At 29.0% G+C, this 23,913-nt stretch carries 18 protein-coding genes; 11 read left to right on the top strand and 7 right to left on the bottom strand.

The genetic code is table 11. The features are described 5' to 3' along the window. Window positions 1-34: 34 nt before the first annotated feature. From cas9 to HUE53_RS07615, 7 genes are all read left to right on the top strand, one after another. Window positions 35-4,414, top strand: a complete 4,380-nt coding sequence (gene cas9 / locus HUE53_RS07585; protein WP_014165808.1) for a type II CRISPR RNA-guided endonuclease Cas9 — start codon at window positions 35-37, stop codon at window positions 4,412-4,414. A 1,076-nt stretch (window positions 4,415-5,490) separates the two neighbouring features. Continuing rightward, window positions 5,491-5,886: a PAAR-like protein gene (locus HUE53_RS07590; protein WP_014165807.1), complete on the top strand. Its 396-nt coding sequence runs from the start codon at window positions 5,491-5,493 to the stop codon at window positions 5,884-5,886. Between the two features lie 18 nt (window positions 5,887-5,904). Then, on the top strand, window positions 5,905-6,675 hold the full coding sequence (locus tag HUE53_RS07595) for a hypothetical protein (RefSeq protein ID WP_065213896.1): 771 nt from the start codon (window positions 5,905-5,907) through the stop codon (window positions 6,673-6,675). 107 nt (window positions 6,676-6,782) lie between these two features. Further along, window positions 6,783-7,175, top strand: coding sequence for a hypothetical protein (locus HUE53_RS07600; protein ID WP_041253235.1), 393 nt, complete (start codon window positions 6,783-6,785; stop codon window positions 7,173-7,175). 92 nt (window positions 7,176-7,267) lie between these two features. Next, window positions 7,268-8,002: a DUF5675 family protein gene (locus HUE53_RS07605; protein WP_050855779.1), complete on the top strand. Its 735-nt coding sequence runs from the start codon at window positions 7,268-7,270 to the stop codon at window positions 8,000-8,002. Further along, the gene (locus HUE53_RS07610) at window positions 7,995-9,275 is read left to right on the top strand and encodes an SH3 domain-containing protein (RefSeq protein ID WP_014165805.1); all 1,281 of its coding nucleotides are present in this window, start codon (window positions 7,995-7,997) and stop codon (window positions 9,273-9,275) included. Before HUE53_RS07605 ends, HUE53_RS07610 begins: the two co-directional genes overlap by 8 nt. A gap of 69 nt (window positions 9,276-9,344) precedes the next feature. Next, window positions 9,345-10,433, top strand: a complete 1,089-nt coding sequence (locus HUE53_RS07615) for an SH3 domain-containing protein (protein ID WP_192188399.1) — start codon at window positions 9,345-9,347, stop codon at window positions 10,431-10,433. A 564-nt stretch (window positions 10,434-10,997) separates the two neighbouring features. Here the strand turns inward: HUE53_RS07615 and dprA are convergent. After that, window positions 10,998-12,098 carry a DNA-processing protein DprA gene (dprA, locus tag HUE53_RS07620; RefSeq protein ID WP_014165802.1) on the bottom strand — a complete coding sequence of 367 codons (1,101 nt, stop codon included), beginning with the start codon at window positions 12,096-12,098 and terminating at the stop codon, window positions 10,998-11,000. A gap of 208 nt (window positions 12,099-12,306) precedes the next feature. Here dprA and HUE53_RS07625 point away from each other — a divergent pair, with 208 nt between their 5' ends. Both HUE53_RS07625 and HUE53_RS07630 read left to right on the top strand, forming a co-directional pair. Next, on the top strand, window positions 12,307-13,263 hold the full coding sequence (locus tag HUE53_RS07625) for an HU domain-containing protein (protein WP_014165801.1): 957 nt from the start codon (window positions 12,307-12,309) through the stop codon (window positions 13,261-13,263). 82 nt (window positions 13,264-13,345) lie between these two features. Beyond that, a complete protein-coding gene (locus HUE53_RS07630; RefSeq protein ID WP_014165800.1) occupies window positions 13,346-13,858 on the top strand; it encodes an acyl-CoA thioesterase in 513 nt (170 codons plus the stop codon). 210 nt (window positions 13,859-14,068) lie between these two features. Here HUE53_RS07630 and HUE53_RS07635 read toward each other — a convergent pair whose 3' ends face one another. From HUE53_RS07635 to HUE53_RS07655, 5 genes are all read right to left on the bottom strand, one after another. Further along, complete coding sequence (locus HUE53_RS07635) at window positions 14,069-16,012, bottom strand: S9 family peptidase (protein WP_081279033.1); 1,944 nt, start codon at window positions 16,010-16,012, stop codon at window positions 14,069-14,071. A 36-nt stretch (window positions 16,013-16,048) separates the two neighbouring features. Further along, the gene (locus HUE53_RS07640) at window positions 16,049-16,948 is read right to left on the bottom strand and encodes a DMT family transporter (RefSeq protein WP_014165798.1); all 900 of its coding nucleotides are present in this window, start codon (window positions 16,946-16,948) and stop codon (window positions 16,049-16,051) included. Next, window positions 16,948-17,778, bottom strand: coding sequence for a Rossmann-fold NAD(P)-binding domain-containing protein (locus HUE53_RS07645; protein ID WP_065213892.1), 831 nt, complete (start codon window positions 17,776-17,778; stop codon window positions 16,948-16,950). The genes HUE53_RS07640 and HUE53_RS07645 overlap by 1 nt, the downstream gene beginning before the upstream one ends. Before the next feature lie 3 nt (window positions 17,779-17,781). Then, window positions 17,782-18,129, bottom strand: a complete 348-nt coding sequence (locus HUE53_RS07650) for a hypothetical protein (protein WP_014165796.1) — start codon at window positions 18,127-18,129, stop codon at window positions 17,782-17,784. A gap of 209 nt (window positions 18,130-18,338) precedes the next feature. Further along, window positions 18,339-19,310, bottom strand: a complete 972-nt coding sequence (locus HUE53_RS07655) for a hypothetical protein (protein ID WP_014165795.1) — start codon at window positions 19,308-19,310, stop codon at window positions 18,339-18,341. A gap of 334 nt (window positions 19,311-19,644) precedes the next feature. Here HUE53_RS07655 and HUE53_RS07660 point away from each other — a divergent pair, with 334 nt between their 5' ends. Continuing rightward, complete coding sequence (locus HUE53_RS07660) at window positions 19,645-19,977, top strand: single-stranded DNA-binding protein (RefSeq protein ID WP_014165794.1); 333 nt, start codon at window positions 19,645-19,647, stop codon at window positions 19,975-19,977. A gap of 194 nt (window positions 19,978-20,171) precedes the next feature. Here the strand turns inward: HUE53_RS07660 and HUE53_RS07665 are convergent, their stop codons facing one another. Beyond that, entirely contained in the window at window positions 20,172-21,878 is a 1,707-nt protein-coding gene (locus HUE53_RS07665; protein ID WP_192188400.1) for a helix-turn-helix domain-containing protein, read from the bottom strand. Between the two features lie 281 nt (window positions 21,879-22,159). Between HUE53_RS07665 and HUE53_RS07670 the strand changes: the two genes are divergently transcribed. Next, a complete protein-coding gene (locus HUE53_RS07670; RefSeq protein WP_065213890.1) occupies window positions 22,160-22,633 on the top strand; it encodes a hypothetical protein in 474 nt (157 codons plus the stop codon). Window positions 22,634-23,913: the final 1,280 nt, after the last annotated feature.

The raw sequence follows: 23,913 nt of genomic DNA on the forward strand, positions 1-23,913 counted from the left end.
TATAATAATATTGTTATAAATAAGTACACTAATGATGAAATTTAACTTAGGATTAGATATAGGGACCAATTCTATTGGTTGGGCTCTAGTAAATGAAGACTATGAAAACAAAAAAGGTAAAATTATAGCGGCTGGTAGTAGGATCATACCTATGACACAAGATATTTTAGATAAATTTGGTTCAGGAGCAATTACTGAAACGCAAACCGCTTTACGCACAGATTATCGTAGTAAACGCAAATTAATACAAAGATTCTTATTAAGAAGAGAGCGTTTACATAGGGTTTTAAACGTACTAGATTTTTTACCTAAACATTATGCTGAAAGCATTGATTTTGAAAAATATTTTGGAAAATTTCTGCCTAATACAGAACCTAAGTTAGCATACAATCAAAATCAATTTATTTTTCAAAATTCTTTTCTTGAAATGCTAAAAGAATTTCAAGAAAAACACCCTGAACTACTTACTAATAATAAAAAAATCCCTTATGATTGGACTATTTATTATTTACGAAAAAAAGCATTAAATCAAAGAATAGAAAAGGAAGAATTAGCTTGGTTATTACTTCAGTTTAACCAAAAAAGAGGATACAATCAATTAAGAGATGAGGAAGAGGAGAGTGTACCGAACAAACAAGTAGAATTTTATTCTCTAAAAATTATAGATGTTGTAGCGGATCAACCCAAAGAAGGAAGGGATAAAAGATGGTATAGTATTAATCTAGAAAATGGATGGACGTATAGGAGAGAAAGTAAAACGCCCTTATTTAATTGGGAAGGGAAAACAAAAGATTTTATTGTTACTACTGATCTGAATCAAGATGGGTCTATTAAAAAAGATAAAGAAGGAAAAGAAAAAAGAAGTTTTAGAGCCCCTAGTGAAGGAGATTGGACGCTACTTAAAAAAAAGACAGAAAAAGAAATTTACGAATCAGGAAAGACTCTTGGAACGTATATTTATGATGCCTTACTTAATACCCCTGATCTTAAAATAAAAGGTGATTTTATACGAACCATAGATAGAAGTATTTACAAAGAAGAGCTTCAACAAATCATTAACAAACAAAAAGAATATCACCTAGAACTGAATAGTTCTAAACTCTATAAAGCTTGTTTAGAAGAATTATATCCTAAGAACGAGATATATAAAAGCGCATTAAAAAATAAGGATATTGCGTACTTATTTATTAATGATATTTTGTATTATCAACGTCCATTAAAAGCCCCAAAATATAATATTGGAAAATGTACTTATGAAAGTCGTACATTCAAAAAAGAAGATAAAAAAATCAGAGAGTATATCCCAGCAGTTGCTAAATCACATCCTTTATTTCAAGAGTTTCGTTTATGGCAATGGATAAAAAACCTAAAAATATATGAAAAATTATCCAGTGATAATTGCACGGATTTTTTTCTTACTAATGAACAAGATTTTGAAAATCTTTTCGAATTTTTATGGAATAAAAAAGAAATTGACCATAAAGGGATATTAGAATATTTAGTAAAAACAAAATTTCCCGATCTAAAACCCAAGCAAGTTAAAACTAAGGTTAAAGAATATCGTTGGAATTATGTATATGATCATGAAAAAGATGAATCTAAAACCTATCCTTGTGGTGAAACCTATTTTTTATTAAAAAATAAATTAGATAAAATTTACAATGCTCAAGACGATTTTTTAGATAAAGAAAGACTTTATAATCTTTGGCATATTATTTATTCCGTAACAGATAAAAAGCAGTATGAAAAAGCCTTAGCAAAATTTGCTCTTAAGAATCACCTTGATACAAAATCTTTTGTAAATACCTTTAAAAGAATTCCTCCTTTTAAAAATGATTATGCTATTTACTCTTTAAAAGCAATAAAGAAATTATTACCATTAATGCGAGTAGGAAAATATTGGAATTATGATGATATTGACCCAATTACCAAACAAAAAATCCAATGTATTATTACAGGTGAAGAAAATGATACTATTTCTACTCTAGTTAGAGAAAAAACAAATCATTTTTCTAACGAAAATGATTTTAAAAACCTACCTCTTTGGTTGGCAGGGTATATAGTATACAATAGCCATAACGAAAGTTCTGAAATTGAAAAATGGAAATCGCCTCAAGATATAGATACTTTCTTAAAAAAGTTTAAACAACATGCTCTAAGAAACCCTATTGTAGAACAAGTAGTAACCGAAACCCTTCGAGTAGTAAGAGATATATGGTCAAAAAAAGGCCAAGGTAAAAAAGATTTTTTCAACGAAATACATATAGAGTTAGGGAAAGATTTAAAAAACCCTGTTGATAAACGCAGAAAATTATCCAGTACTAATACTAAAAATGAATCTACAAATACAAGAATAAAAGCACTCCTTATAGAGCTATTTACACAAGGTGTTGAAAACGTAAAACCCAATTCGCCCAAACACCAAGAAATTTTAAAAATATTTGAAGAAGGGGCTTTAAATTCAGGAATTGAAATAGAAGAGGATATTATAAAAATCAGCAATACAGATCAACCTACAAAAAAGCAGTTAGAACTTTATATACTCTGGTTAGAACATAAATATAAATCGCCTTACACAGGCCAATCCATTCCGTTAAGCAAATTGTTTACTCCTAATTATGAAATAGAACATATCATACCTAGAAGTAAATATTATGATGACAACCTATCAAATAAAGTGATATGCGAAACAGAAATAAATAGATTAAAAAATAATCAATTAGGATACGAATTTATTAACAACCACGAAATACGAGAGGTTACTTTAGAAGAAGGCAAAACAATAAGGTTATTAAGCCCAGAACAATATTGGAATTTTGTTACTACATATTATGCAAAAAACAAAGCTAAAAGAGAAAACCTTTTGTTAAAAGAACTTCCAGTACAAATGGTTGAAAAGCAGTTAAACGATACCCGTTACGTAAGTAAATATGTGATGCAATTATTGTCTAAAATAGTTAGAAAAGAAGACGGAACAGATAATGGCATAAATTCAACAAATATCTTATCTATTTCAGGAAAAATGACCCGAGCACTTAAAAACGATTGGGATCTTAATGATGTCTGGAATGATTTATTACTCTATCGCTTCGAGCGGTTAAACACAATTACAAAAACAAATTTGTTTACTACCTATAGTGAACAAAAACAAAAAAGGATGCCTATAGTGCCTGATCAGTATGCTAAAGGATTTCATAAAAAAAGACTAGATCATCGCCATCATGCCTTAGATGCCATTGTAATAGCCTGTATTACTCGTAACCATATTAATTATATGAATAACCAAAATATACAAGGTGAAAAATTAAAGAAGAACGCAATTGAGAAAGAAAATTATCGTGAAATACTTCAAAAATCACGATTGGATATCAGAGCACAATTATGCGAAAAAAAATACAATGATAATGATCCAACAAAATACAATTGGGTTTTTATAAAGCCTTGGGCTGATTTTACTGAAAACACAAAAGATATTTTAGAATCTATTATTCCGTCTTTTAAACAAAATTTAAGAATCATAAACAAAACCGTAAACTACTACGAAAAGTATAATGAAAATGGAAAAAAAGTAAAAGTAAGACAAATTAAAGGAGATAATTGGGCCATTCGTAAACCATTACATAAAGAAACCATTTCTGGAAAAGTACATTTGTCATATAAAACACCAGCCAAAGGAAAAATCTTAACAGCAACGCGCAAGGTATTGGATAGCAGTATGGATTTTAAATCTATTGAAAAAATTACGGACACAGGAATTCAAAAAATACTCAAAAATTATTTAGAATATAAAAAAAGTCCTGAATTGGCTTTTTCCCCAGAAGGGATAGAAGAACTAAACGCAACGATAACAAAATATAACAATGGTTTTCATCATAAACCTATTTATAAAGTACGTATTTATGAAGAAGGAGTAAAGTTTCCTTTAGGGAATAAAGGCAACAAAAAGAGCAAATATGTAGAAGCCGAAAAAGGAACAAATTTGTTTTTTGCCATTTATAAAGACCAAGAAAATAATCGTTATTTTGAAACAATCCCTTTTAATGATGTTTTAGAAACATTAAAGAAAGGAATGTCCGCAGTGCCAGAAAAAAATCAAGAAGAAAATACTTTAGTCTTTGCATTATCACCACAAGATCTAGTATTCGTACCTACATTAGATGAAATAGAAAATCCAGATATTGTAGATTTTAAGAATTTGACAAAAGACCAAACCAATAGAATTTATAAAATGGTCAGTTCCTCTGGAAAACAATGTTTTTTTATTAAGGCTGAGGTTGCCACTTCTATTGTAAACAAAATGGAATTTAGTACTTCTAATAAAATGGAAAACTCCATTGAAGGTATTCAAATTAAATCAAACTGTTGGAAATTAAAATTAGATAGATTAGGTACTATTACAAGAGTAATCAAATAATCCCCGTTCTCCCCACCTCATTCAACCTATTTAGAAGTAAAGGACAAACAATTTTATTTTGTTTGTCCTCATCCTCGATAAAAAACAAAACACTCCTTTAAGTCTATATATTCCTTTCGTATTCTAATACAACTTGATAAAAACATAAAAACTTAGCATAGGAAAGTTTCTAAATCAACTTAACTCACACGAAAGGAGTTGGATAACCTAAATAAAAACGTATGATTTTTTTAGTTAACATGGTATCTGATTAGTACTAAATCATCCCAAAGAAACCAAGAATGACAAAAAAGAATAAACTTTTAGATTAGTACGAAATATAGAACCTTCTTTTTTAGAGGAACTCAGTTTATATACTAATCCTCTGATTTTCTAAAACTTTTAGTAGGATATAAGTATTCTTATATTAGAATAAAAAAAAATCAAAGTTTAACTGCTAATTCCTAAAAGGAAGCAAAAAGAGCTAAAAGACCAATTTCTTTTTTAATTGAAATTGTAACGCATTATGAAAAAATCAAAAATTGAAAGCAATTCACAACAAATAAAAAAACTGATTAAAAGGGTTTTAGACTGTGAAACAGTACAAAGATACAAAAAATTGAAAGCAATTTACAACTGTAATATCTGTTAAAAAAATCATAATAATGGATGTAATTTCTTACAAAGAAAAAAAATATAAGTTATAAAACAATTTTTTTTTAAAAAATTTAATATCTAATATTTAAAAATCACAAAATATTAAATATCTTTCACTGTGCTATAGATGATAATGTTTTGATGCTACATAAAAATCTATCCAAAATTTATTAAAAAAGGAATCTAAACACACTAAAAAAGATAAGATCTCATATCAGAAAACATTATTTATTGAATCCTAGCTTCACGTAAAAATATCTTTAGTTTATTATATATTGTGTGTTTTTAAAAAAATGCACAAAAAAAACACATGTGTAAATAAAAAAAAATAAAAAACAAATTACATTTAGTTAAATAATTAAAATATATTATTTAATGCGAAATTTTTAAATTTGCTAATAGAAAAAAAACAAATGTTGTTATATTCTGTTTTTAAACTTATGAACATCAGTTGGTCTGTACAGGTAGTACAAAAAGGAGACACCCTAAACTCCTTAGCTGAAAAATTTGCTATAAAAGACGGAGCCCATCTTCGAGCATTTCACAACCTATATTGCGCTTTAGAAGACTTATTAGAGGCAGAAGTAGCAGCCGGAAAATGGAGTAAAACCTACGACAAAGTAAAAATTTTAGACAAAAAATGCGTTACCGAAATATCCGAATTAATGTGCAGTACAGGAGGTAAAATAACGATTTTAAAACACGGACAACAAAGTCAAAGCAGTAAAAGCCAAGTAAAAAAAGCCAATCCACGAGAACAACATTTATACAACCCCATTATGAATTTTGAAGAATTTCAAGAAGAAATCAGCAGTAAAAACAACGAAGCTTGGTAATAAAAACACAGATTTATAATGAAAAAAGGCATATCCGCAATATCAGGAGTAACCTCGCCCACAGTAGGCGAAAAATACACCTATCACATATCCGAATGGTACCCTAATACCCCGATATCCGAAAGAGAACAAGCAAAGGTTACCTGGGAACTATTCAAAAAAAGAAGCGATGGTAGATTTACCACCACCCATATTAAGAAAAAAGGAGACAGCAGTTTTACCTTTGGCGAATCCTCAGTAGGAGAGACCTACCGATTGGAAGGATATTTATACCAACCCGAAGGAGGCGGATTAATCATAACCCCCAAAGCCAGCAAAATCCCGAAAATCTGCAAAGTAGACCTAAACTACGTAGACGATAGCAAAGGCAGCGTTTTTAGTTTTACAGAAAAACTACGAGCCAAAGCCCATTGCATAAATATGTTTAACAAAGAAGTCCTATTTACCTTATGGGAAGACGATGCAAAAGGCAGCGGACACAATACAACCAACCAACTCATTGATACCAAAAAAGCAAAAGTAGACCTATACGGAGATGCAGAAGTAGACTTTATGCTAACCAAAGCACTAATGAAAAAAGCCATGGAAGGCGAGACAGACATACGAGAACTAGAATTTTATGTAACAGTAGAATATTACAAAACCAAAAAACACACAACCTCAAACGTAGAAATAAAAAACCATCACAACCCACGGCAATTAAAAAAGCCAAAGGTTCTCCGGCAGAGCACAAACCAAGGAGTAAAAAAGAAGAGAAAGGAGTATTTAGAAGCATTTCAGAAACCATAGACGAAATATGGGATTGGGCAGAAACCCAAGGAACCGCTCAAAGAGACAAACCCCACACCATTGAAATCCCCGAAGGAAAAAGCCCCGCTGTTATAGGAAAAACAAAGGTGGAGAAAAAAGAGGAAAAGAAAGCAGTAGGTAAATGTCCTAATTGTAATAAAGAAATAACGATAGCTGAACTTAGACAAATATTTTCACAAGCGGATCAAATAACCTTGACTAAAGTAGCAGCAACCTATAATAAGTATATGAAAGAGCTTGGTATGAACACTTGCTGGAACAAAGCTCATTTCTTTGCTCAAGCACGTATAGAATCTGGAGCTGGTTTACATGTAAAGAATGGAGAAAATTTTAATTGGTATTGGGAAAAGCTAATTTCTGAATTTAGTGCCTTTAAAACACCTGAAGGAAAAATAAATGCTAAGCAATGGGGTAGAGTAATTATGGATAGAACTGATCCAAAATGTGTAGATGTCAGTAAAGAAAATCAAAAAAAATAGCCAATTGGGCATATAGTTATAAATTTAAAAAAGGTAAAGAGTTAGGGAATACACAAGAAAATGATGGCTGGAATTTTAGAGGTAAAGGACTATTGCAACTTACAGGTAGAAAAGCATATGCCTATGCCAATACTTATACCCAAAAAGAAGGTGCTGACATTATTACAAATCCAGATTTGGTAATAAGTGATGTTTCAATAGCTGTTTTATCCTCGATGGCATTTTGGAAATGGAAAAAAATTGATACCATTGTTAATGGTAAATCTGACACAAAACCTGTTTGTATAAAAGTAGGTAAAGATGTTGATGGAAATCACAATTTAAAGCAGAATGTATTTACAACTTCAACTTCAATTACCTTTCAGGTAAATAAATGTAACCTTACAAAAACAGAAGAAGTTACCTCAAACGAAGAAACAATAATACGATTAGTAAGAAGATGGCAAACAGATGTTTCAACTATTGGCGAGTTTACAATTGATGGTACAGATATAAAAGGATATATTTTAGAAGAAAAAGGACCTGACACTACACAATCAGGAAAAGAACAGAGAATTCCAGTAGGAACTTACAATCTTAAATGGCATTACGGCACCAAACAAAAAGGTGTTTTAAAATTATATAATGACGTAGTCTCTGAATCAAGAGCTATTTTAATACATTCAGGAAATAACGCTTCGGAAACAGAAGGCTGTCTTTTGGCTGGATCAACAAAGTCAAAAGATTATGTGGGTGGCAGTAAAGCAAAATTAGCAGAAATAAATGCCTACGTAAAAGAAAAAGGAGTAGAAAAAGCTAAAATTATTATAACAGCAAATTATGAATAGATTAATTATTTTTTTATTGTTGCTAATTTCGCATAACAATTATGCTCAAAATAGCGCTAAAGAGTTAGAAAAGACATTTATATCTAAAAATGAAAAATTGTTTTTAGATAATTTCCCTGATAGTTTCAATAAATTCAAATCAATTTTTGGTTGGAACGATAAATTAGAAAAACCAAATTTACTTTATAATAATGCAAATGAGTATATTGACTATTTCTTTACTTTAGTAATTAAACCAAAATACAAGATTTATCAAAATAAAATCATTAAAATATCAATAAATGGAAAATGGGAAGCTGATGCGGTTGGTTATTTTCAAACTAAACTACATAGTATCATTAAAACTAACAAAGATTTTGTCAACTTATTAAGTAGTCTAAATGAAAAAGATATATCCTCTTTTTGGAGATTTTACTTTGACAGTGAAAATCTAGATTATCCAAATGAATTAAATACTGTTCTTGAAAAAGAAATGAAGAATAAGTCAAAAATGATTTTTGGAAAAATGAAAATAGAAAAAAATCAAGACCCCGAAAATATTTCTAAAAATAGACAGAGTAAATATCAAATTTTTGACAAAGATGGTTACACGAATTTAAGAGCAGAAAAAAATTCGAATTCAAAAATAATAGACAAATTACAATCAGGTGAAGAAATCACAGTGATTGAAAGTATTGACAACTGGTGGAAAATACAAAATAAAAACAAGAAACAAGGGTATGTACATAAAAGTAGAATTAAACTCAAAGAGGAAGATAAATCAGTAACTGATAATTTAAACTTCATTAAAAACCTTGAAAAAAAAGGTTTCAAAAATATTTTAGAAAAAAAATGCGATTTAAATCAAGATAATATTAATGACAAAATAATTGTGTTTTCAACTGCTTTTTCAAAAAAATCAGATGTTGATGATTATAAAGAATTTATGGTATGTGTTGTTATTAATGATGATTTATTCCATAATAAAAACATTATTCAAAAATATTATAGAGATAATGTTGCCGCAGGATTCAATGACATTAAGATAAAAGACAACTATTTTACTGTAGAACAAGTCAACGGTTCTGGTTCTGGTATTTTACAGGAGTATACAACTTTTAAATATTCTAAAATAAATAATAAAATAATCTTACATAAATATTCCAAAATTGAAACGGTGAGAAGCTCAGGCGATGAGGATGAAAAAACGTATAATTTTTCAGAAAAAAACTTTGGAAGGATTCTTTTTGAAGATTACAATTCAGAAACAATATCTGAAAAATGTAAAAAATAATTTGTTTAATTATGATAGGCATAATACATTTTTTTGTTGTATGTTACTCGACAAACTAAAAAAAAGTAAATGAGAAAAATAATAATTACTTCATTAGGTTTCTTTATATTTTCGTGCAAAGAAGACATAAAGAAAACAGATTCGGAAAAAGAAATAAAGATTTTCAAAGAATATTTTAACAACAATGGATTAAAAAGTGATTACGATTTTAGTGCTATAACAAACTATAATTTAGGAATAGATAATAGCCAAGTATCTGAAACTGGATATACACAAATAAAATTTTTCGACGAAGATTCAGATTATGTCTTATCAACTGAAGGAAAATACATAAAAGAAGGAGCAGACATACTACCTGATTTAGATAATTTAAAAGAAAGTATTAAAACTGAAAAGAATGCTTTTTTTCAAAATATGCTTACACTAAATAAAATTTTATTTTTGAATGACAAAAATGCAATCACTAATCTATCAAATAGTAATAATGATTTAAAAAATGATTTAGTTATTTTATTCAACTATGAAAAAGATGATAATTTAACTACTACTGCCTTAAAGAATCTTTCAAGAGCAGATGAATTTCCTAATTATTATCTAAAATCATTTTTATGGTTTAATCGAATTGACAAAGAAAGAATAAGAAAAAAAATGCTACAAAACTTAGTAAAGATTAATCCAAGCTTTACTTATGATTTAACTCGTTTTCTTTTTTCTGATAGAAATAAAAATGATAAACAGATAGATTCTAAATTAAAATTTGAAACACTGGCTTATTTATTAGAAATTCAATTGAGTAATGATGATCTCAATGACCTTAATGACAATAGAGGTTATCAACTTCTACAAGAATTCTACAAAGAAGACAAGGCACTAAAAATTACTTTTAAGAATACAAATTATTATCGTTTCCAAAAACTGGAAAAATATTCTGATATAGAAAATCCCGCTGAATCTGAATATACAGAAAGAGGATATATAGAGGACAAAGATGGATTTACTAACATTAGAAAAGATAAAAATTCTTCATCAGAAATACTTGGGACTGTCAAAACAGGTTCTGAAATAGAAATTATTAAAAAAAATGGTGATTGGTGGTTTGTTATCACTCAGGATGGAAAAAAAGGCTATGTACATAAATCAAAAATTATTGTAGATTAATTTTATCATCTAACAAAGATTTCTCATTATGACGATAACATCCAAAGCCACAGTTATTATACTGAGGCTTTTTTTATTTAAAAAAATAGGAATATCTACAATCAATATCAAATTATGAAAAAAAAATCTATTAGTCTTTTAATAATTTTATTTATCATTTTTTCGTGTAAAAATGATACTACTAAAACTGAATCAGTTTCAGCAAATACTCAAAATACAAATAAACAAGGAGATTATAAAAAGTCCTTTTTACAACTAAGAATAACTATAAAGAAGGAATTATATACTCAACCGTTTGTTAAAGTTGTTTTAAAATAAAAAAAAACAGATCGAGAATTTTCCTTTCTAATTGAAGGAAGTTATTCAATTACTACCGCAATAAATGTGAATTATCAAAAAAGCAGAAAATATATCATATTACAGTAAAAGAGAATACTGCTATTGTAAGTATGAGTACTGAACATACAATAGATTATTGACACTGTCCCACGAAATCTGTAAGTTAAAAATCCAAGTCTTAATTTTCTAACTTACAGATTTTATGGGATATTACCCTAAAAATACTTAAACAATCTCAAAATATTTTCCAGGTAAAGGTCTAATCACGCCTTTTAATTCCATATTTAGGAGTATAGAAGACAGCTTATAAACGGGCAGCTCACATTGGAGTGCAATGCAGTCTAGATGTTCTTTGCCTTTAGTTTTTAAAAAATCATATACGATTTGTTCTTCTGTTTCGAGAGAAACAAACAGTTGTTTTTGTATAGATTTTATTGATTTTTTTAAATCCCAGTTCAGATGGTAAATTAAATCTGTGGCATTTGTTAATAATTGTGCATTGTTTGTTTTTATCAAATTATTACATCCTTTACTATATTTATCGGTTACTCTTCCTGGTACAGCAAAAACATCACGATGATAATTATTAGCCATCTGGGCAGTTAATAGAGAACCTCCTTGTTCTGCACTCTCAATTACAATGGTAGCTTCTGAAATACCTGCTACTATTCGATTGCGTCTTACGAAGTTTTCTCTATCAGGATTAGAAGTACTCCAAAACTCTGTTATAAATCCCCCATTTTCTTCCATTTTCCGCATATATTTTTTGTGGCTTTTGGGATAAATTTGGTTCAAACCGTGTGCTAAAACACCTATAGTCTGTAATCCGTATTCCATAGCACATTGGTGTGCTACTATATCTACTCCATAAGCAAATCCGCTTATAATAACAGGGTTAAGAGGTGCTAAATCTTGAATAAGATTTTCGCAAAAATCTATACCTTGTCGTGTTACTTGTCGTGTACCAACAATGCTAATGATTTTTGGGTTTTCTAAATGAATGTTTCCTGTGGTAAATAATAAAATAGGGGCATCATAACATTCTTTTAATCTCGTAGGATATAAAGAATCTTGAAAATACCATACGTTAATGGATTCTTTTAGTAAAAAAGATAATTCTTTTTCTGCTTCGGTAAATGAATTTGTTTTTTTTAAGTTCTGTATCAAAAAACCTCCTACTCCATCAATTTTCGCTAAATGTCTGGGGTTGGTTTTAAATACTTCTTCTGCTGATCCGCAATTCAAGATCAATCTTTTAGCAATAACATCTCCTACTCCTTCTGTATTCAAAAGAGCTAAGGCATAAAATAAATCAGTATGTAACATGGCGTATAAATAATAATACTACAAGTTACCTATTTTTTTAATTGTTGATAACATTTGTTAATAAAATTTTTAATTTGACTTGTAATTTTTAATTTTGTTCTCTATAAATCAGAGGTAGTTTCAATTTTACCTATTATGAGTCAGTCTATTTAAACAAAATGGCACTCTTATAGTTAGTAAGATTACTTTAAAAGATTATTAAAAACAGATGAATATTGAACAATATATTTCCGAATTACTTTATCGTTATCAATGTGTAATTGTCCCCAATCTAGGTGCTTTTCTAACAGAAACGATAACAACTACCGTACAGGAAAACACAACTACTTTTTTTCCTCCTAAAAAAGTAGTTTCATTTAATAGTTATATAAAGAATAATGATGGTTTATTAGCTAATCATATAGCATTACAGGAAGGGGTAAGCTATACACTAGCTGTAACAAAATTGGATTCCTTAGTAAAAGAATGGGAACAAAAACTACAGAAACGTGAATTTATTATTTTAAAAAATATTGGTATTTTAAAATATAATATTGAAAATCATATTGTATTTGAAGCTTTTGAACATACTAATTATTTAACCTCATCGTTTGGGCTTACTTCGTTAGTATCTCCTACCATTAAACGAGAAGTTTTAAAAACAATCGTTCCTCAGGAGACTATTAAAATATTAGAGGAAGAAGAAAAAGAGGAACCTATCCTTAAACTTCCTCAAAAGAAAAATCCATTTAGAAACTTTCTTAAATATACAGCCATATTAGCGGTAGGTGTAGGATCTGGAACTTTTGGGTATTTAAGTTACCTTGAACAGGAAGAGCAATCAAAATCGTTAACGGTTCAAAAAGAAGTTCAAAAAGAAGTAGAAACTAAATTGCAAGAAGCTACATTTTTTATAGAAAACCCTGTTCATCTTAGTTCAGAAAAGAAAACATTGGCATTTCATCTAGTTGCTGGTTCTTTTAGAAGTTTATCCAATGCTGAGCGTACAGTAAATGAATTAAAGGCTAAAGGTTTTTCTGATGCTAAAATTATGGATCAAAACGAACAAGGTTTATTCCCTGTTTTTTATGGCAGCTATGCTACTTATACAGATGCACAACATCAACTAACAACAATTCAGGAAAAGGATAATCCAGAAGCTTGGTTATTAATAAAAAATTTATAATTCACAAAAAAGCCTTCTATACAGAAGGCTTTTTAAATTTTTATACAAGAAAAACATTATATCTTTGTAAAAAATTTAAATTATGCAACCTAAATATCCATCTGAATCTTTAACTGTTATTACCGACTTAGTTTTACCTGGTGAAACCAATCCGCTAAATAATTTATTTGGAGGTGAACTTTTAGCTAGAATGGATCGTGCAGCAAGTATAGCCGCTAGAAGACATTCCAGACGAATTACAGTTACTGCTTCCGTAAATCACGTTGCTTTTAATAGATCCATTCCTTTAGGAAGTGTCGTAACTATTGAAGCAAAAGTATCTAGAGCTTTTAATTCTTCTATGGAAATCTTTTTAGATGTATGGATTGAAGATCGTGAATCGGGGAATCGCACCAAAGCTAACGAAGCTATTTATACATTTGTAGCGGTAGACGAAACGGGAAGACCTGTTGAAGTTCCTCAAATAATACCTCAAACAGAGGAGGAAAAATCAAGGTATGATGCTGCTTTAAGAAGAAAACAATTAAGTCTTGTATTAGCTGGAAAAATGAAACCAGATGAAGCCACAGAATTAAAGGCTTTATTTATTCAATAATAAAAAAGAAGAAGGTGTTCTAAAAAGCAAAGAAATCAACAGTTAGTTTATCAGTACCCCGACAAGAAGGGTATTACAATCAATATATGTAACTTACCTAACTATTGATTTCATTGGCTTTGACTTTGGTTGACTGGAACGAAGTTACTAAACCAAATTAAATAACAAGATTGCCGCCTTTTTGAACACCTTTATTTTTTTTAAGCAATACTATTTTAGCAAATATTCTTCCATGTATCGTATAACTGCTAAACGTTGAAAATCAATATTTGCTTTTTTACGGAATCCGTGTCCTTCATCTTTTGCTTCTAAATACCAAACTACATTTCCTTTTGCTTTTAACTTATCGCGCATTTGAGTAGCTTCGGTTACAGGTACACGTGGATCATTTGTTCCTTGGATGATAAACATTGGTTTTTTAATTTTATCTGTATTATTCAAAGGTGATATTTTATCTAAAAACTCATACATTTTAGGATCACGTTCATCTCCGTATTCTACACGACGTAAATCACGACGATAGTTTTCTGTGTTTTTTAGAAATGTATTAAAATTAGAAATTCCTACAACATCTACACTACAACGAATTTTATCAGTATAATGAAATGCTGTTGCTAAAGTCATATAGCCTCCGTAGCTTCCTCCCATAATCATAATACGATCCTGATCTAAATCGGGCTGTTGCGCAATCCAGTCTAATAAAGCACCAATATCTTTAACGGAATCCTCTCTTAGAAAACCATTATCTTTAGCTAAATAGGTTTTTCCAAATCCCGAAGACCCTCTTACATTAGGATAAATTAGGGCTACTCCCATTTCATTTGTATAATAATTATTAGCTCCTAAAAATGATGCTAAGGACTGTCCTTCAGGTCCTCCATGAATACTAATCAGAACAGGTCTTTTTCCTGTAAATTTTTGAGAGGCAGGATAGTAAAAACCTGAAATTTTCATTCCGTCAAAACTTTTCCATTCAATTTGTTTAGGAATAGACATATCTTTTTTTTGCATTTCGCCCAGTTCGCTCTCTGTCCAACGTGTAATTTTTTGGGTTTTTAAATTTAATTTATACACATCCGAAGAAGAATCAGCTGTAGATTGTGAAAAGAAAATATTTTGTCCCTCTTTAGTAAATCGCATACTTCCTATTAAGCCATTGTGAATATTAGGAATTGCTTTAAATTGTTTTGTTGCCGTTTCCATCAAATACAATTTATGGACTCCTCCTTCATTGGTTGTAAAAACTAATTTTGTTTTATCTTCACTCAAATCATAGCTTTCTACATCCCATGGAATAGAGGAGGTTAAATACGATATTTTTTTGGTTTGAAAGTTAAATAATGCCAAACGTTTAAATTCATTATCTCGATCCGTTGTAAACCAAATTTCATCTGCTTTCTTTGAAAAGTTAGCATTTGTTTGTACAATGCCTTTATCTGTTCTGTTAGTAATCTCTGTTAGTTTACTTGTAGTGGTGTCTAGCATCCAAATATGTGATTCGTTAGCTGAAATACCTTCTGTAATGAGCAGTTTTTTCCCATCTTCAGAAATATCCGTAATACTCCAACCTCCTCCTTTTACTTCTAAAACTAATCGAGTTGATGAAGGATCATTAGGGTTTATATAATAAATGTCACGATCGGCCCCATTGCGTTTAGTTGAAGAAAAGTAAAATCCAGACCCCTCTTTTTTCCAAGTTATGTTTCCATTTTGAGAACGTCCTCCATCTGTTAATAAGGTGGACTGTCCTGTTTTTAGGTCTAACTTATATAATTGTCCAAATTCATTTCCTCCTGCGTCACGACTATAGATTAGGTATTCTCCTTTTACTGGTTCATAAGATGCGTTGGCAATAGGTTCTTCAAAAAAAGTAATTTGGGTACGAGTACCCAAAGGCTGTGTTACCTTATGTAATTGATTTGTTGATCCAAAGCGCGTAAAAACAATTACTTCATCTTTTATAGGATGTACGGCTGATAGACCAGCACCCCTTGTTTCTGCATATTTTTTTACCTTTTGTAGTAATTCTTTAGAAATGGGTGCAATATTTTCTGTAATCAAGTTTTCATTGGGCAGGACTTCATTTCTTTTGTCTTGTGCAATTGTTTCTATACCTAAAAATAGTACAAACAATTGTAATGGTAATTTTCTCATAATTTATATTAACTAATGTTTTTTATTACTAGTTTGCTATCCTTTTTTGATTCCTTTATTAATAAGATAAATACCAAAGATAACAACGGCTACTCCAATTCCTAAAGTAAGAGTAAGTGGTTCGTTAAAAATAATGGCTCCTAAAATTACAGCCACTATAGGATTAACGTAAGCATAAATACTGCTTACTTCGGTAGGTAAGTGTTGCAAAACATATATTAGGGCTATAAAAGTAGTAATAGAACCAAATACCACTAAATAAGCAATGGACCACCATGCTTGCGACGGAATTTGAAGTAAACCTATAGAAGTTCCAGTAGCTCCTGTATATGCAAAAAGTAAAATACTAGAAATAAGCATTTGTAGTCCTATACTAAAATAAGGGTTGAAGTTTTTAGCTTTCTTTTTAGTATACATACTACCTACAGCCCAGGTTATAGTAGCTAAAACAGAAAGAAAAATTCCGAATTGAAAATCGGGTTTGATAAAATCAGCTAAATAATCAAAAAACACGATACATACACCACTAAAACTTACTAGTAATCCAACAATGGCTAGTTTTGATAATCGCTCGCCATTAAAAAAACTAATAATTACGATCCATAATGGAAAAATGGCTCCAATTACAGCTCCTAATCCACTAGAAATATATTTTACTCCCCAAGTACTGAGTCCGTTACTTAATACAAAATTTAAAATACTTAGAATTAAAATAGTTCGCCATTGTTTAGCTTTGGGCCATGGTGCCTTTTTAAACCAGAAATAACTTATATAAAAAAAGGCTGCTATAAATTGTCGAATAGCAGCTAATTGTAAAGCAGGCATTGCTTTTACTCCTTGTTTTGAAGCCAACCAAGTTGTACCAAAAAAAAAGCAAACCCACATAAGAGCTAGAATAGGCAATCCTAAGGACTGTATTTTTTGAATTAGTTTCATTAATAAAGATCTATATTAAATTCGTATTGCAATTCATTTCTTAAAAAGGTAGAATCAATTATTTTTCCCTCTGTATCTGAATCAATAAATTTTGGTATTTCTAAATTGTTTTCTATTGCTTTCTTTGTATAGTAACTTTTTCGTGTAGGATGGAAAGGAGCTACTGCATTTAATGTTTTCCCCCATACTTTATTATGATCATGATGGTTTAATACTGCTTCTATAATACCTATACAATCCGTTTGATGAATTAGGTTTATTGGTGCTTCTGGATTTTCTAGGTTTTCTTTTCCTGCTAAATGTTTTACAGGGTGTCTATCTTGTCCTATTAATCCTCCAAAACGTATTATAGTTGTTTTGAATTTTGTATTATTTTGTAACATTTGTTCTACTTCTACTAATTGTTGACCACCTTCTGTGGATGGAATTGGTATGTTTTTTTCTGTTAGTATAATTCTTTCAGGCGTATCTCCATACACAGAGATAGAACTTATAAAAAGCACTTTTGATATACTAGAGGTTTCAATATAAGGGATAAGATTCTTAATTTTTGTAACAAAATTTTCATTGCTATTCTTCCGTAATTTAGGAGGTATATTGATCACTAAAATATCGGATTCTTCTAAAAATTCTGAAATGGTTTCTGTAATTCCATCTTCAGATAGTTGAATTAAATAGGATTGAATTTTTAATTTTTCTAGAATCTTTAGTTTATCTAAAGAAGTTGTTGAGCCTTTTATTGTTTCTCCTTTTAAAATTAGTTTTTTTGCTAAGGGTAATCCTAGCCAACCGCAGCCTAAGATTGAAATTTTTTTATCTTTATAAATCATTTTTTAAGATTCTTTTTTAACTAAAATGTAGAAATCATTTTCGAGTGCTCTATATCCTTGATCGTATAGAAAGTAATAGATATTACCTGTTTTAGTAGTATATATTGAGGTAAAATATTCAAAATCAAACCCTTTGCTTATTAGTTTTGTTCGGTTTGTTTTAGTTTTACTTTCTGAATTGAGTTCAGTTAATATACGATAATTTTTACGAAGTTTATTATTAATATTGCGCATCAGATTGGTACAATCTTTATTCATGCGATTGTTATAAGCATTACGACACGCATCACTACAAAACTTTTTGTCTTCGCGACCTACGAATTTTTCGTCACATTCTAAACATTGTTTCATATCTATTGCTATTATCTTATCAATAAAATTTTATTATTTTTTTAAAGAAACCTTATGATCTCTCTCTTTTCATCTATTAACTTAGGTATTTATAAAGAACGGAAAAATCAAATCAAAAGAGTTAGTTTTACGCTACAATTCTATAGGATTGCAATCATTTATGTATCCCTTTCAACCTCTAATTTCACGAATATTTTGTGAGTTTAATATTATTTTTTATTTTTATTGTAATTGACTGTTAAATAATACGTTTTATAAATAGGTTTGTACAGTATAATTTTTTCACCAATTTTAGCTATATTTTTTATTATTTTGTATTGTTCTTCTTTTTGAATTTCGTTTAATTTATCAATAGTCATCATTTTGTCAAAGTCTTCCAAATTTATTTTTTTTACGACTATATTTTCATAAATAGATTTAAACATTGTTACTGATGAGAAAGAAAATGATTTCTCTATATCATATCCTTTATCATCCATTGTTAAGGGTTTCGGAACTGTATTGTTTGATACAAAATTTATTAAATTAATATTATCTGTGTCTCCTTTTAATACGAGTACGTTATCAACTATATTGATTATTTCAATAGAATCCTTTCCAATAGTCAATTTTTTTCCGATCTCATTTTTTGTTAAATTAATAGAATTGTAACCTACTATAAAATCCATTTTCATGATCAAAGAACCATGAATTTTTGTGCTATCGGATTGGTTACTATTTAAAGGGTAATTGCGAGTAATTTGATAAATATCGTTTTCAATTCTATTTCCTCCTCCTTGTGCATTTTTGATTACTAATGAATCTTTACCATAAAAAAGTTTATTTTTTGACTTGTTGATTTCAATTAATGAACTACGTAGTTTATCGTCATTTAAAGTATTAAGTATGTTGGCAATAAAGTATAGTCGGTCTTTTTCAATTTTAATTTTTGCAGTTTTATTCATCAACTTATAGCAAGAATCTGCTTCCTCAAATGAAAATGGTTTTGAAAAATAATCTTCTGAATTATAAATTGCTGTTTTGAATTTAAAATCTTCAACTTTTAAGATCTCACTATTTATTCCATAAATCAGGTTAACTATCATTTTCCGATCGTCTTCTTTTAAAATCTTTTGAGCTTGTGCCTTTTGGATAAATAATAGAGTTATAATTACTAAAAGTGCTTTATTGTAATATTTCATAGTTTTTTGATTTTTTATGCTAACGCACAATATGTGTATGATCTTGTAATTGGTACTTTTTTAGTACGTATTTAAATGGAATAAAACTTGTACTAACGATACACATCATACTTCAATTCTTTATAAATAGTATTTCTCCAAAGGGTAAAAAACAAGTATGTTTTTGAATATAAAGGTAGCAAAAAAATACTTTCAAACGACAACAAATAATTACAACCGATAATAAATAATTAGTAACCGAATCATTATGAGATAAGTACTCAAATTTGCATTGTCGGATAAATGAAACGACAATTGATTTTAGATAAATAATAACATTTAAATTTTAAACGCCATGAATGCCTTAAGAAACAAAGTACAATTAATTGGTCACGTAGGACAAGAACCTGAAATCAGAATCCTTGAAGGAGGAAAAAAATTAGCTAAATTAACATTAGCAACAAATGAAGTGTATTATAATGAAAAAAAAGAAAAAGTAACAGATACACAATGGCATTATATTACGGCTTGGGGTAAAACTGCCGAAATTATTGAAAACTTTGTCACAAAAGGCAAAGAAATAATGGTAGAAGGAAAAATAACGTATAAAAACTGGGAGGATAAAAATGGTGAAAAACGCAATACAACAGAAATCGTGATAAATGAGTTGTTATTAATCAGTAAGTAAAATTATATTTATAAAGCTACCTTAAAATAATTAATTTTAGAGACTATTTCACAAAATGTATAAGTTAAAAGTTTAGGCTTGGATTTTCATATATCTTATAATAATATTTTGTGCAAAAATATCTATTGTAAATTTTAATTAAAAGAATTACACTCGAAATTCCTGAATCTCGTGTGTAATTCTTTTTTCGATCATTAATTTACAGATGTTTGGGGTCTATTTAATTCTTTAATAAAATAGCTGGGTTTTATCCCAGTTTTTTTTGAGAAAGCATTGGAAAAAGATTCTGCTGTATTAAAGCCAAATTCATTAGCAAGGGCTAGTATAGTAAATCTTCTTATTTTATCATCTTTTTGTAAAATTCTTAAAGCATAATCTATTCTCAAATCATTTATATATTGAATAAATGTTTTTTGTTTATACTCATTAATGATTTTCGAAACATATTTTGTATTTGTTTGAAATTCATCCGCTACATTTTGAATGGTCAAATTAATTTTTAAAAATCCTTTCTCGTTTTCGAAGACAGTCAGTTTTTCTAAAATATCGTTTAGTTTTTCTTCATTTATACCAATTTCTTTTTCTTCAATTATAATTTTTTCATTCTGAGCAATTGGCTCAGTTATAATTGTTTTATTATCTAGTTCCTTTATTAATTCTTGAAAACGCTCCTTGTACAGTTTTTTTTGTTTTTTATTGTTCAGAAAAAGAATTAATACTAAACAAATAGATAAGATAGTAGTTATGATTGCTATAATATAATTACTTTTTAAACTTTGAATGGTGGTGTCTTTTTTCTCAATTAAATTAGGTATTTGGTATTTCTTGATGATTACCTTATTTAATAAATGATTTTTCTTATTGATTAGACTATCAATGGAGGTTAATTGAGTCAAATATTTTAAATGGTTTTCTTTATCACCACTCCTTTTATAGTAATTAACTAGATAGGTGTACCCATCTGTAAATTCAGGAAAAATGGATTTAGTTTTTCTGTAGACAGAATCTACCAGTTGAAAGTTTTTTACTGCTAAATTTTTCAGCCCTAATTTTTCGTAAGCTTTGCCTCTATAATAATAGCCAGCAATAACATTTGTACTGTCTTTAAATTCGATAAACTTGGGTAATGATTTATTTATACTATCTAAAGCAATTTTGTATTTCTTTTTGTTTATCTGATTTGAACCTTCATTTAATACAAAAAGGTATTTATAATACTCATCATTTGTCTTTAGAGCTAATTTGTAGCCTATTCTATTATAATAGGAACAAGAATCAGTCTTTTTAAGACTTTTATAAGCGTCAGCTAGGCAAAATAAAACATTGGTATGCAAGTATGAAAAATTATTTCCCGTATATTTCTGATTCTTACTGTAATTATAACATTCTTTATAGATAGGCAAAGCCTCCATTACATCACCATAATGTTCTGAAATAAAAGTTGCTATATCTAAACGACTTCTATAATATAAATCCAGGTCTTTATTTTTTACTTCTTTTACAGCCAGATTAAAATTTTCCATAGCTTCATTATACCTGCCTAACTGTATCAATTTAAAGGCCTTTTCTCGATATCCTGTAAATGGAAAAAATTTACTTTTTGAACCTTTAGTATATTTGATTACACTATCAAAATATTTAATGGACACTGAAGCAGGTTTGTTATATAATAACATATAATAATATTGTGCCACATAAATTGAACTATCACTTTTTACAGCCTTATTATAATAAATCTTTAAAATTTTAGAACGCAATTTTTCATTACTAGTATTATCATAGTAAAGGTCGTTTAATTTATTCAAGTTTAGTTTGGCTAAATTGATTTCTTTGCTTTGTGCCTTTGTTGTACCATAATTTGATAGTATAAGAAAGAAAATAATTGATAATAAACGCTTCATTTTATATGTTTGGCCAAAATTCAGAAAATAATTTGATTAATTAATTCAGATGTTAAACTATTGTTTATCAATGGAATGTTTGTAGAAGGAATTTGGTTTTCCTGAATCCAGACCTTAAATTCCTGAATTCCGAGTATATTGATTTGTACATCGCATTTACCTCCCTTTACTTTGCACTGCAATTGTGAAACAAAGTTATTAAAACAAGTAAAGCTTTAAAACTTTAATTCAGCATTATTTGACGATTGGGTAGGGGATAAACAAGTAACAAACAAAAAACTATGGGGACTAAAAATCAAATCAGTCTTGAAATACCACAAAGTGTTTTAGACCAAGTACAAACTAAATTACAAGAATGCAAAACTTTATTAGCACCTTTTTTGCAAGGACTCACTGCAACGGAGCGAATGGAAATTTTTAAAATGGGTGACAAGACGGTGGCTACGGCACAAAAAGTAAAGTCGTACTTGCAAACTAATCCTGAATTTGCTCCTGCTTATATGGATCAAGCCGAATTTTTAAAAGACGAAGCGGTAGTAACACAACTAACTCCTTTAGCAAACATGGCAGAACAGTTAACACGTGACCTTAACGACACCGTTATGTTAGCTGGTAGCGAAGCTATTTATAACGCCTTACTGTATTACGGTCAGGTAAGAGAAGCGTATGCTAAAGGAATTCCTACGGCTAAACCTGTATATGAAGATTTAAGCCAGCGTTTTAGCAAACGACGTAAAGGAAATATGAGCCTTTAACGAACTAAAATAAGCAAAAAGCGTATTTATAGTCTTTTTAAGCAACTTTAACGAAGCTTTTAGTAATTCGGTACTAGTTGTAAGCGTCAGATGAATAGCTAAGAGGTATTAAATAATCGTTTTGAGCTCCCTATGAATACCTTTTGGGTTCAAAAAAATAGCTTTTAGCTACAATGGGATGTCTTTTAGGGGAAAAAAGGGTAATTTCTTAAATTAATAAGTAAAAGAGACAAATGGTAAGATTTTTAATAGTACTGATTCAATATATCGTCAATCTTATTTTGGAGTATTGCATCAAGTAAATGACTGAAATTAGTATTGTATTTTTTATTGAAATTGCCATTGAATTTTATACATTCAAGAATTTCAAGTAAATAAAAATAGTAAGTAGTTACTACTTTTGGATGGTTTTTCTCCTAAGTAAATGAAAAACAAAAAAACTTTTTGGGTTTAAAAGTCTGTTACCAAAAAGGAAGTGAACCAACAGACTGTAAAAAGCAGCCTTAGCATTTGTTTTGGACGACAACTAAGACTGCAATTAATAAAAAAACAAATTTAGAAAATTTAGGATTGATTGAATTAACACTAACTGAAAAGAGAAATACAGAAGGAGGGGTCTGGTCTTTAATAATTTTGGGTGTGCTTTTGCTATCTTCTCAAGAAGCTAGATAATCTTTAAAAAAAGCGTAAGTCATTTATGATAAATATATAGACTTACGCTTTAATATATTTTTAAAAATATGTTTTTGATAATTAAGTATATATATCTTAACAGGTTAAGAGGTTTTACAGGAAAAGGTAATTTTCTATCTATGATGTTTGTGATATTATTATATTACTTTTCATTTTATTTAATATCTCTGAATTATGAGTCAATAGGGTATATAAGCAATTTTTACGCATTAGAAATAATTTTGATACATTTTAATAGAAAGGATCTATCGCTTTTAAAAAAAAGTGATAAATATATTAGAATAATTGTGTTAGAATATCTACTTCAAATTTTCCCAGCATTGTTTCTATTCATAATTAAAAAGGACGTTCTTAATGCGTGTTTTTTTATCAGTATTTTAGCTTTTGGTTTTTATATTAAAGGAATAAAGCAATTAACTTTTAAAGTTAATCCGTTTGTAAATTATGATCCTCTTTGGATTATAGTCTATAGAAAGTATTATCTACAGATCCCATTAATAGTTTTGTTTTTTATGATTTACATTGTAAAAGAGAATAAAAATGACAATATGTTCATTTTCATAGTCTTATGTGTAGCTATTTTGTGT

This window comes from Flavobacterium columnare, assembly GCF_014844295.1.
GTDB lineage: Bacteria > Bacteroidota > Bacteroidia > Flavobacteriales > Flavobacteriaceae > Flavobacterium > Flavobacterium columnare.

Coding starts and splice junctions, on each gene's coding strand:
- cas9 (WP_014165808.1), top strand. CDS start 35: ATGAAATTTAACTTAGGATTAGATATAGGGACCAATTCTATTGGTTGG.
- HUE53_RS07590 (WP_014165807.1), top strand. CDS start 5,491: ATGAACATCAGTTGGTCTGTACAGGTAGTACAAAAAGGAGACACCCTA.
- HUE53_RS07595 (WP_065213896.1), top strand. CDS start 5,905: ATGAAAAAAGGCATATCCGCAATATCAGGAGTAACCTCGCCCACAGTA.
- HUE53_RS07610 (WP_014165805.1), top strand. CDS start 7,995: ATGAATAGATTAATTATTTTTTTATTGTTGCTAATTTCGCATAACAAT.
- HUE53_RS07615 (WP_192188399.1), top strand. CDS start 9,345: ATGAGAAAAATAATAATTACTTCATTAGGTTTCTTTATATTTTCGTGC.
- dprA (WP_014165802.1), bottom strand. CDS start 12,098: ATGTTACATACTGATTTATTTTATGCCTTAGCTCTTTTGAATACAGAA.
- HUE53_RS07625 (WP_014165801.1), top strand. CDS start 12,307: ATGAATATTGAACAATATATTTCCGAATTACTTTATCGTTATCAATGT.
- HUE53_RS07630 (WP_014165800.1), top strand. CDS start 13,346: ATGCAACCTAAATATCCATCTGAATCTTTAACTGTTATTACCGACTTA.
- HUE53_RS07635 (WP_081279033.1), bottom strand. CDS start 16,012: ATGAGAAAATTACCATTACAATTGTTTGTACTATTTTTAGGTATAGAA.
- HUE53_RS07640 (WP_014165798.1), bottom strand. CDS start 16,948: ATGAAACTAATTCAAAAAATACAGTCCTTAGGATTGCCTATTCTAGCT.
- HUE53_RS07645 (WP_065213892.1), bottom strand. CDS start 17,778: ATGATTTATAAAGATAAAAAAATTTCAATCTTAGGCTGCGGTTGGCTA.
- HUE53_RS07650 (WP_014165796.1), bottom strand. CDS start 18,129: ATGAAACAATGTTTAGAATGTGACGAAAAATTCGTAGGTCGCGAAGAC.
- HUE53_RS07655 (WP_014165795.1), bottom strand. CDS start 19,310: ATGAAATATTACAATAAAGCACTTTTAGTAATTATAACTCTATTATTT.
- HUE53_RS07660 (WP_014165794.1), top strand. CDS start 19,645: ATGAATGCCTTAAGAAACAAAGTACAATTAATTGGTCACGTAGGACAA.
- HUE53_RS07665 (WP_192188400.1), bottom strand. CDS start 21,878: ATGAAGCGTTTATTATCAATTATTTTCTTTCTTATACTATCAAATTAT.
- HUE53_RS07670 (WP_065213890.1), top strand. CDS start 22,160: ATGGGGACTAAAAATCAAATCAGTCTTGAAATACCACAAAGTGTTTTA.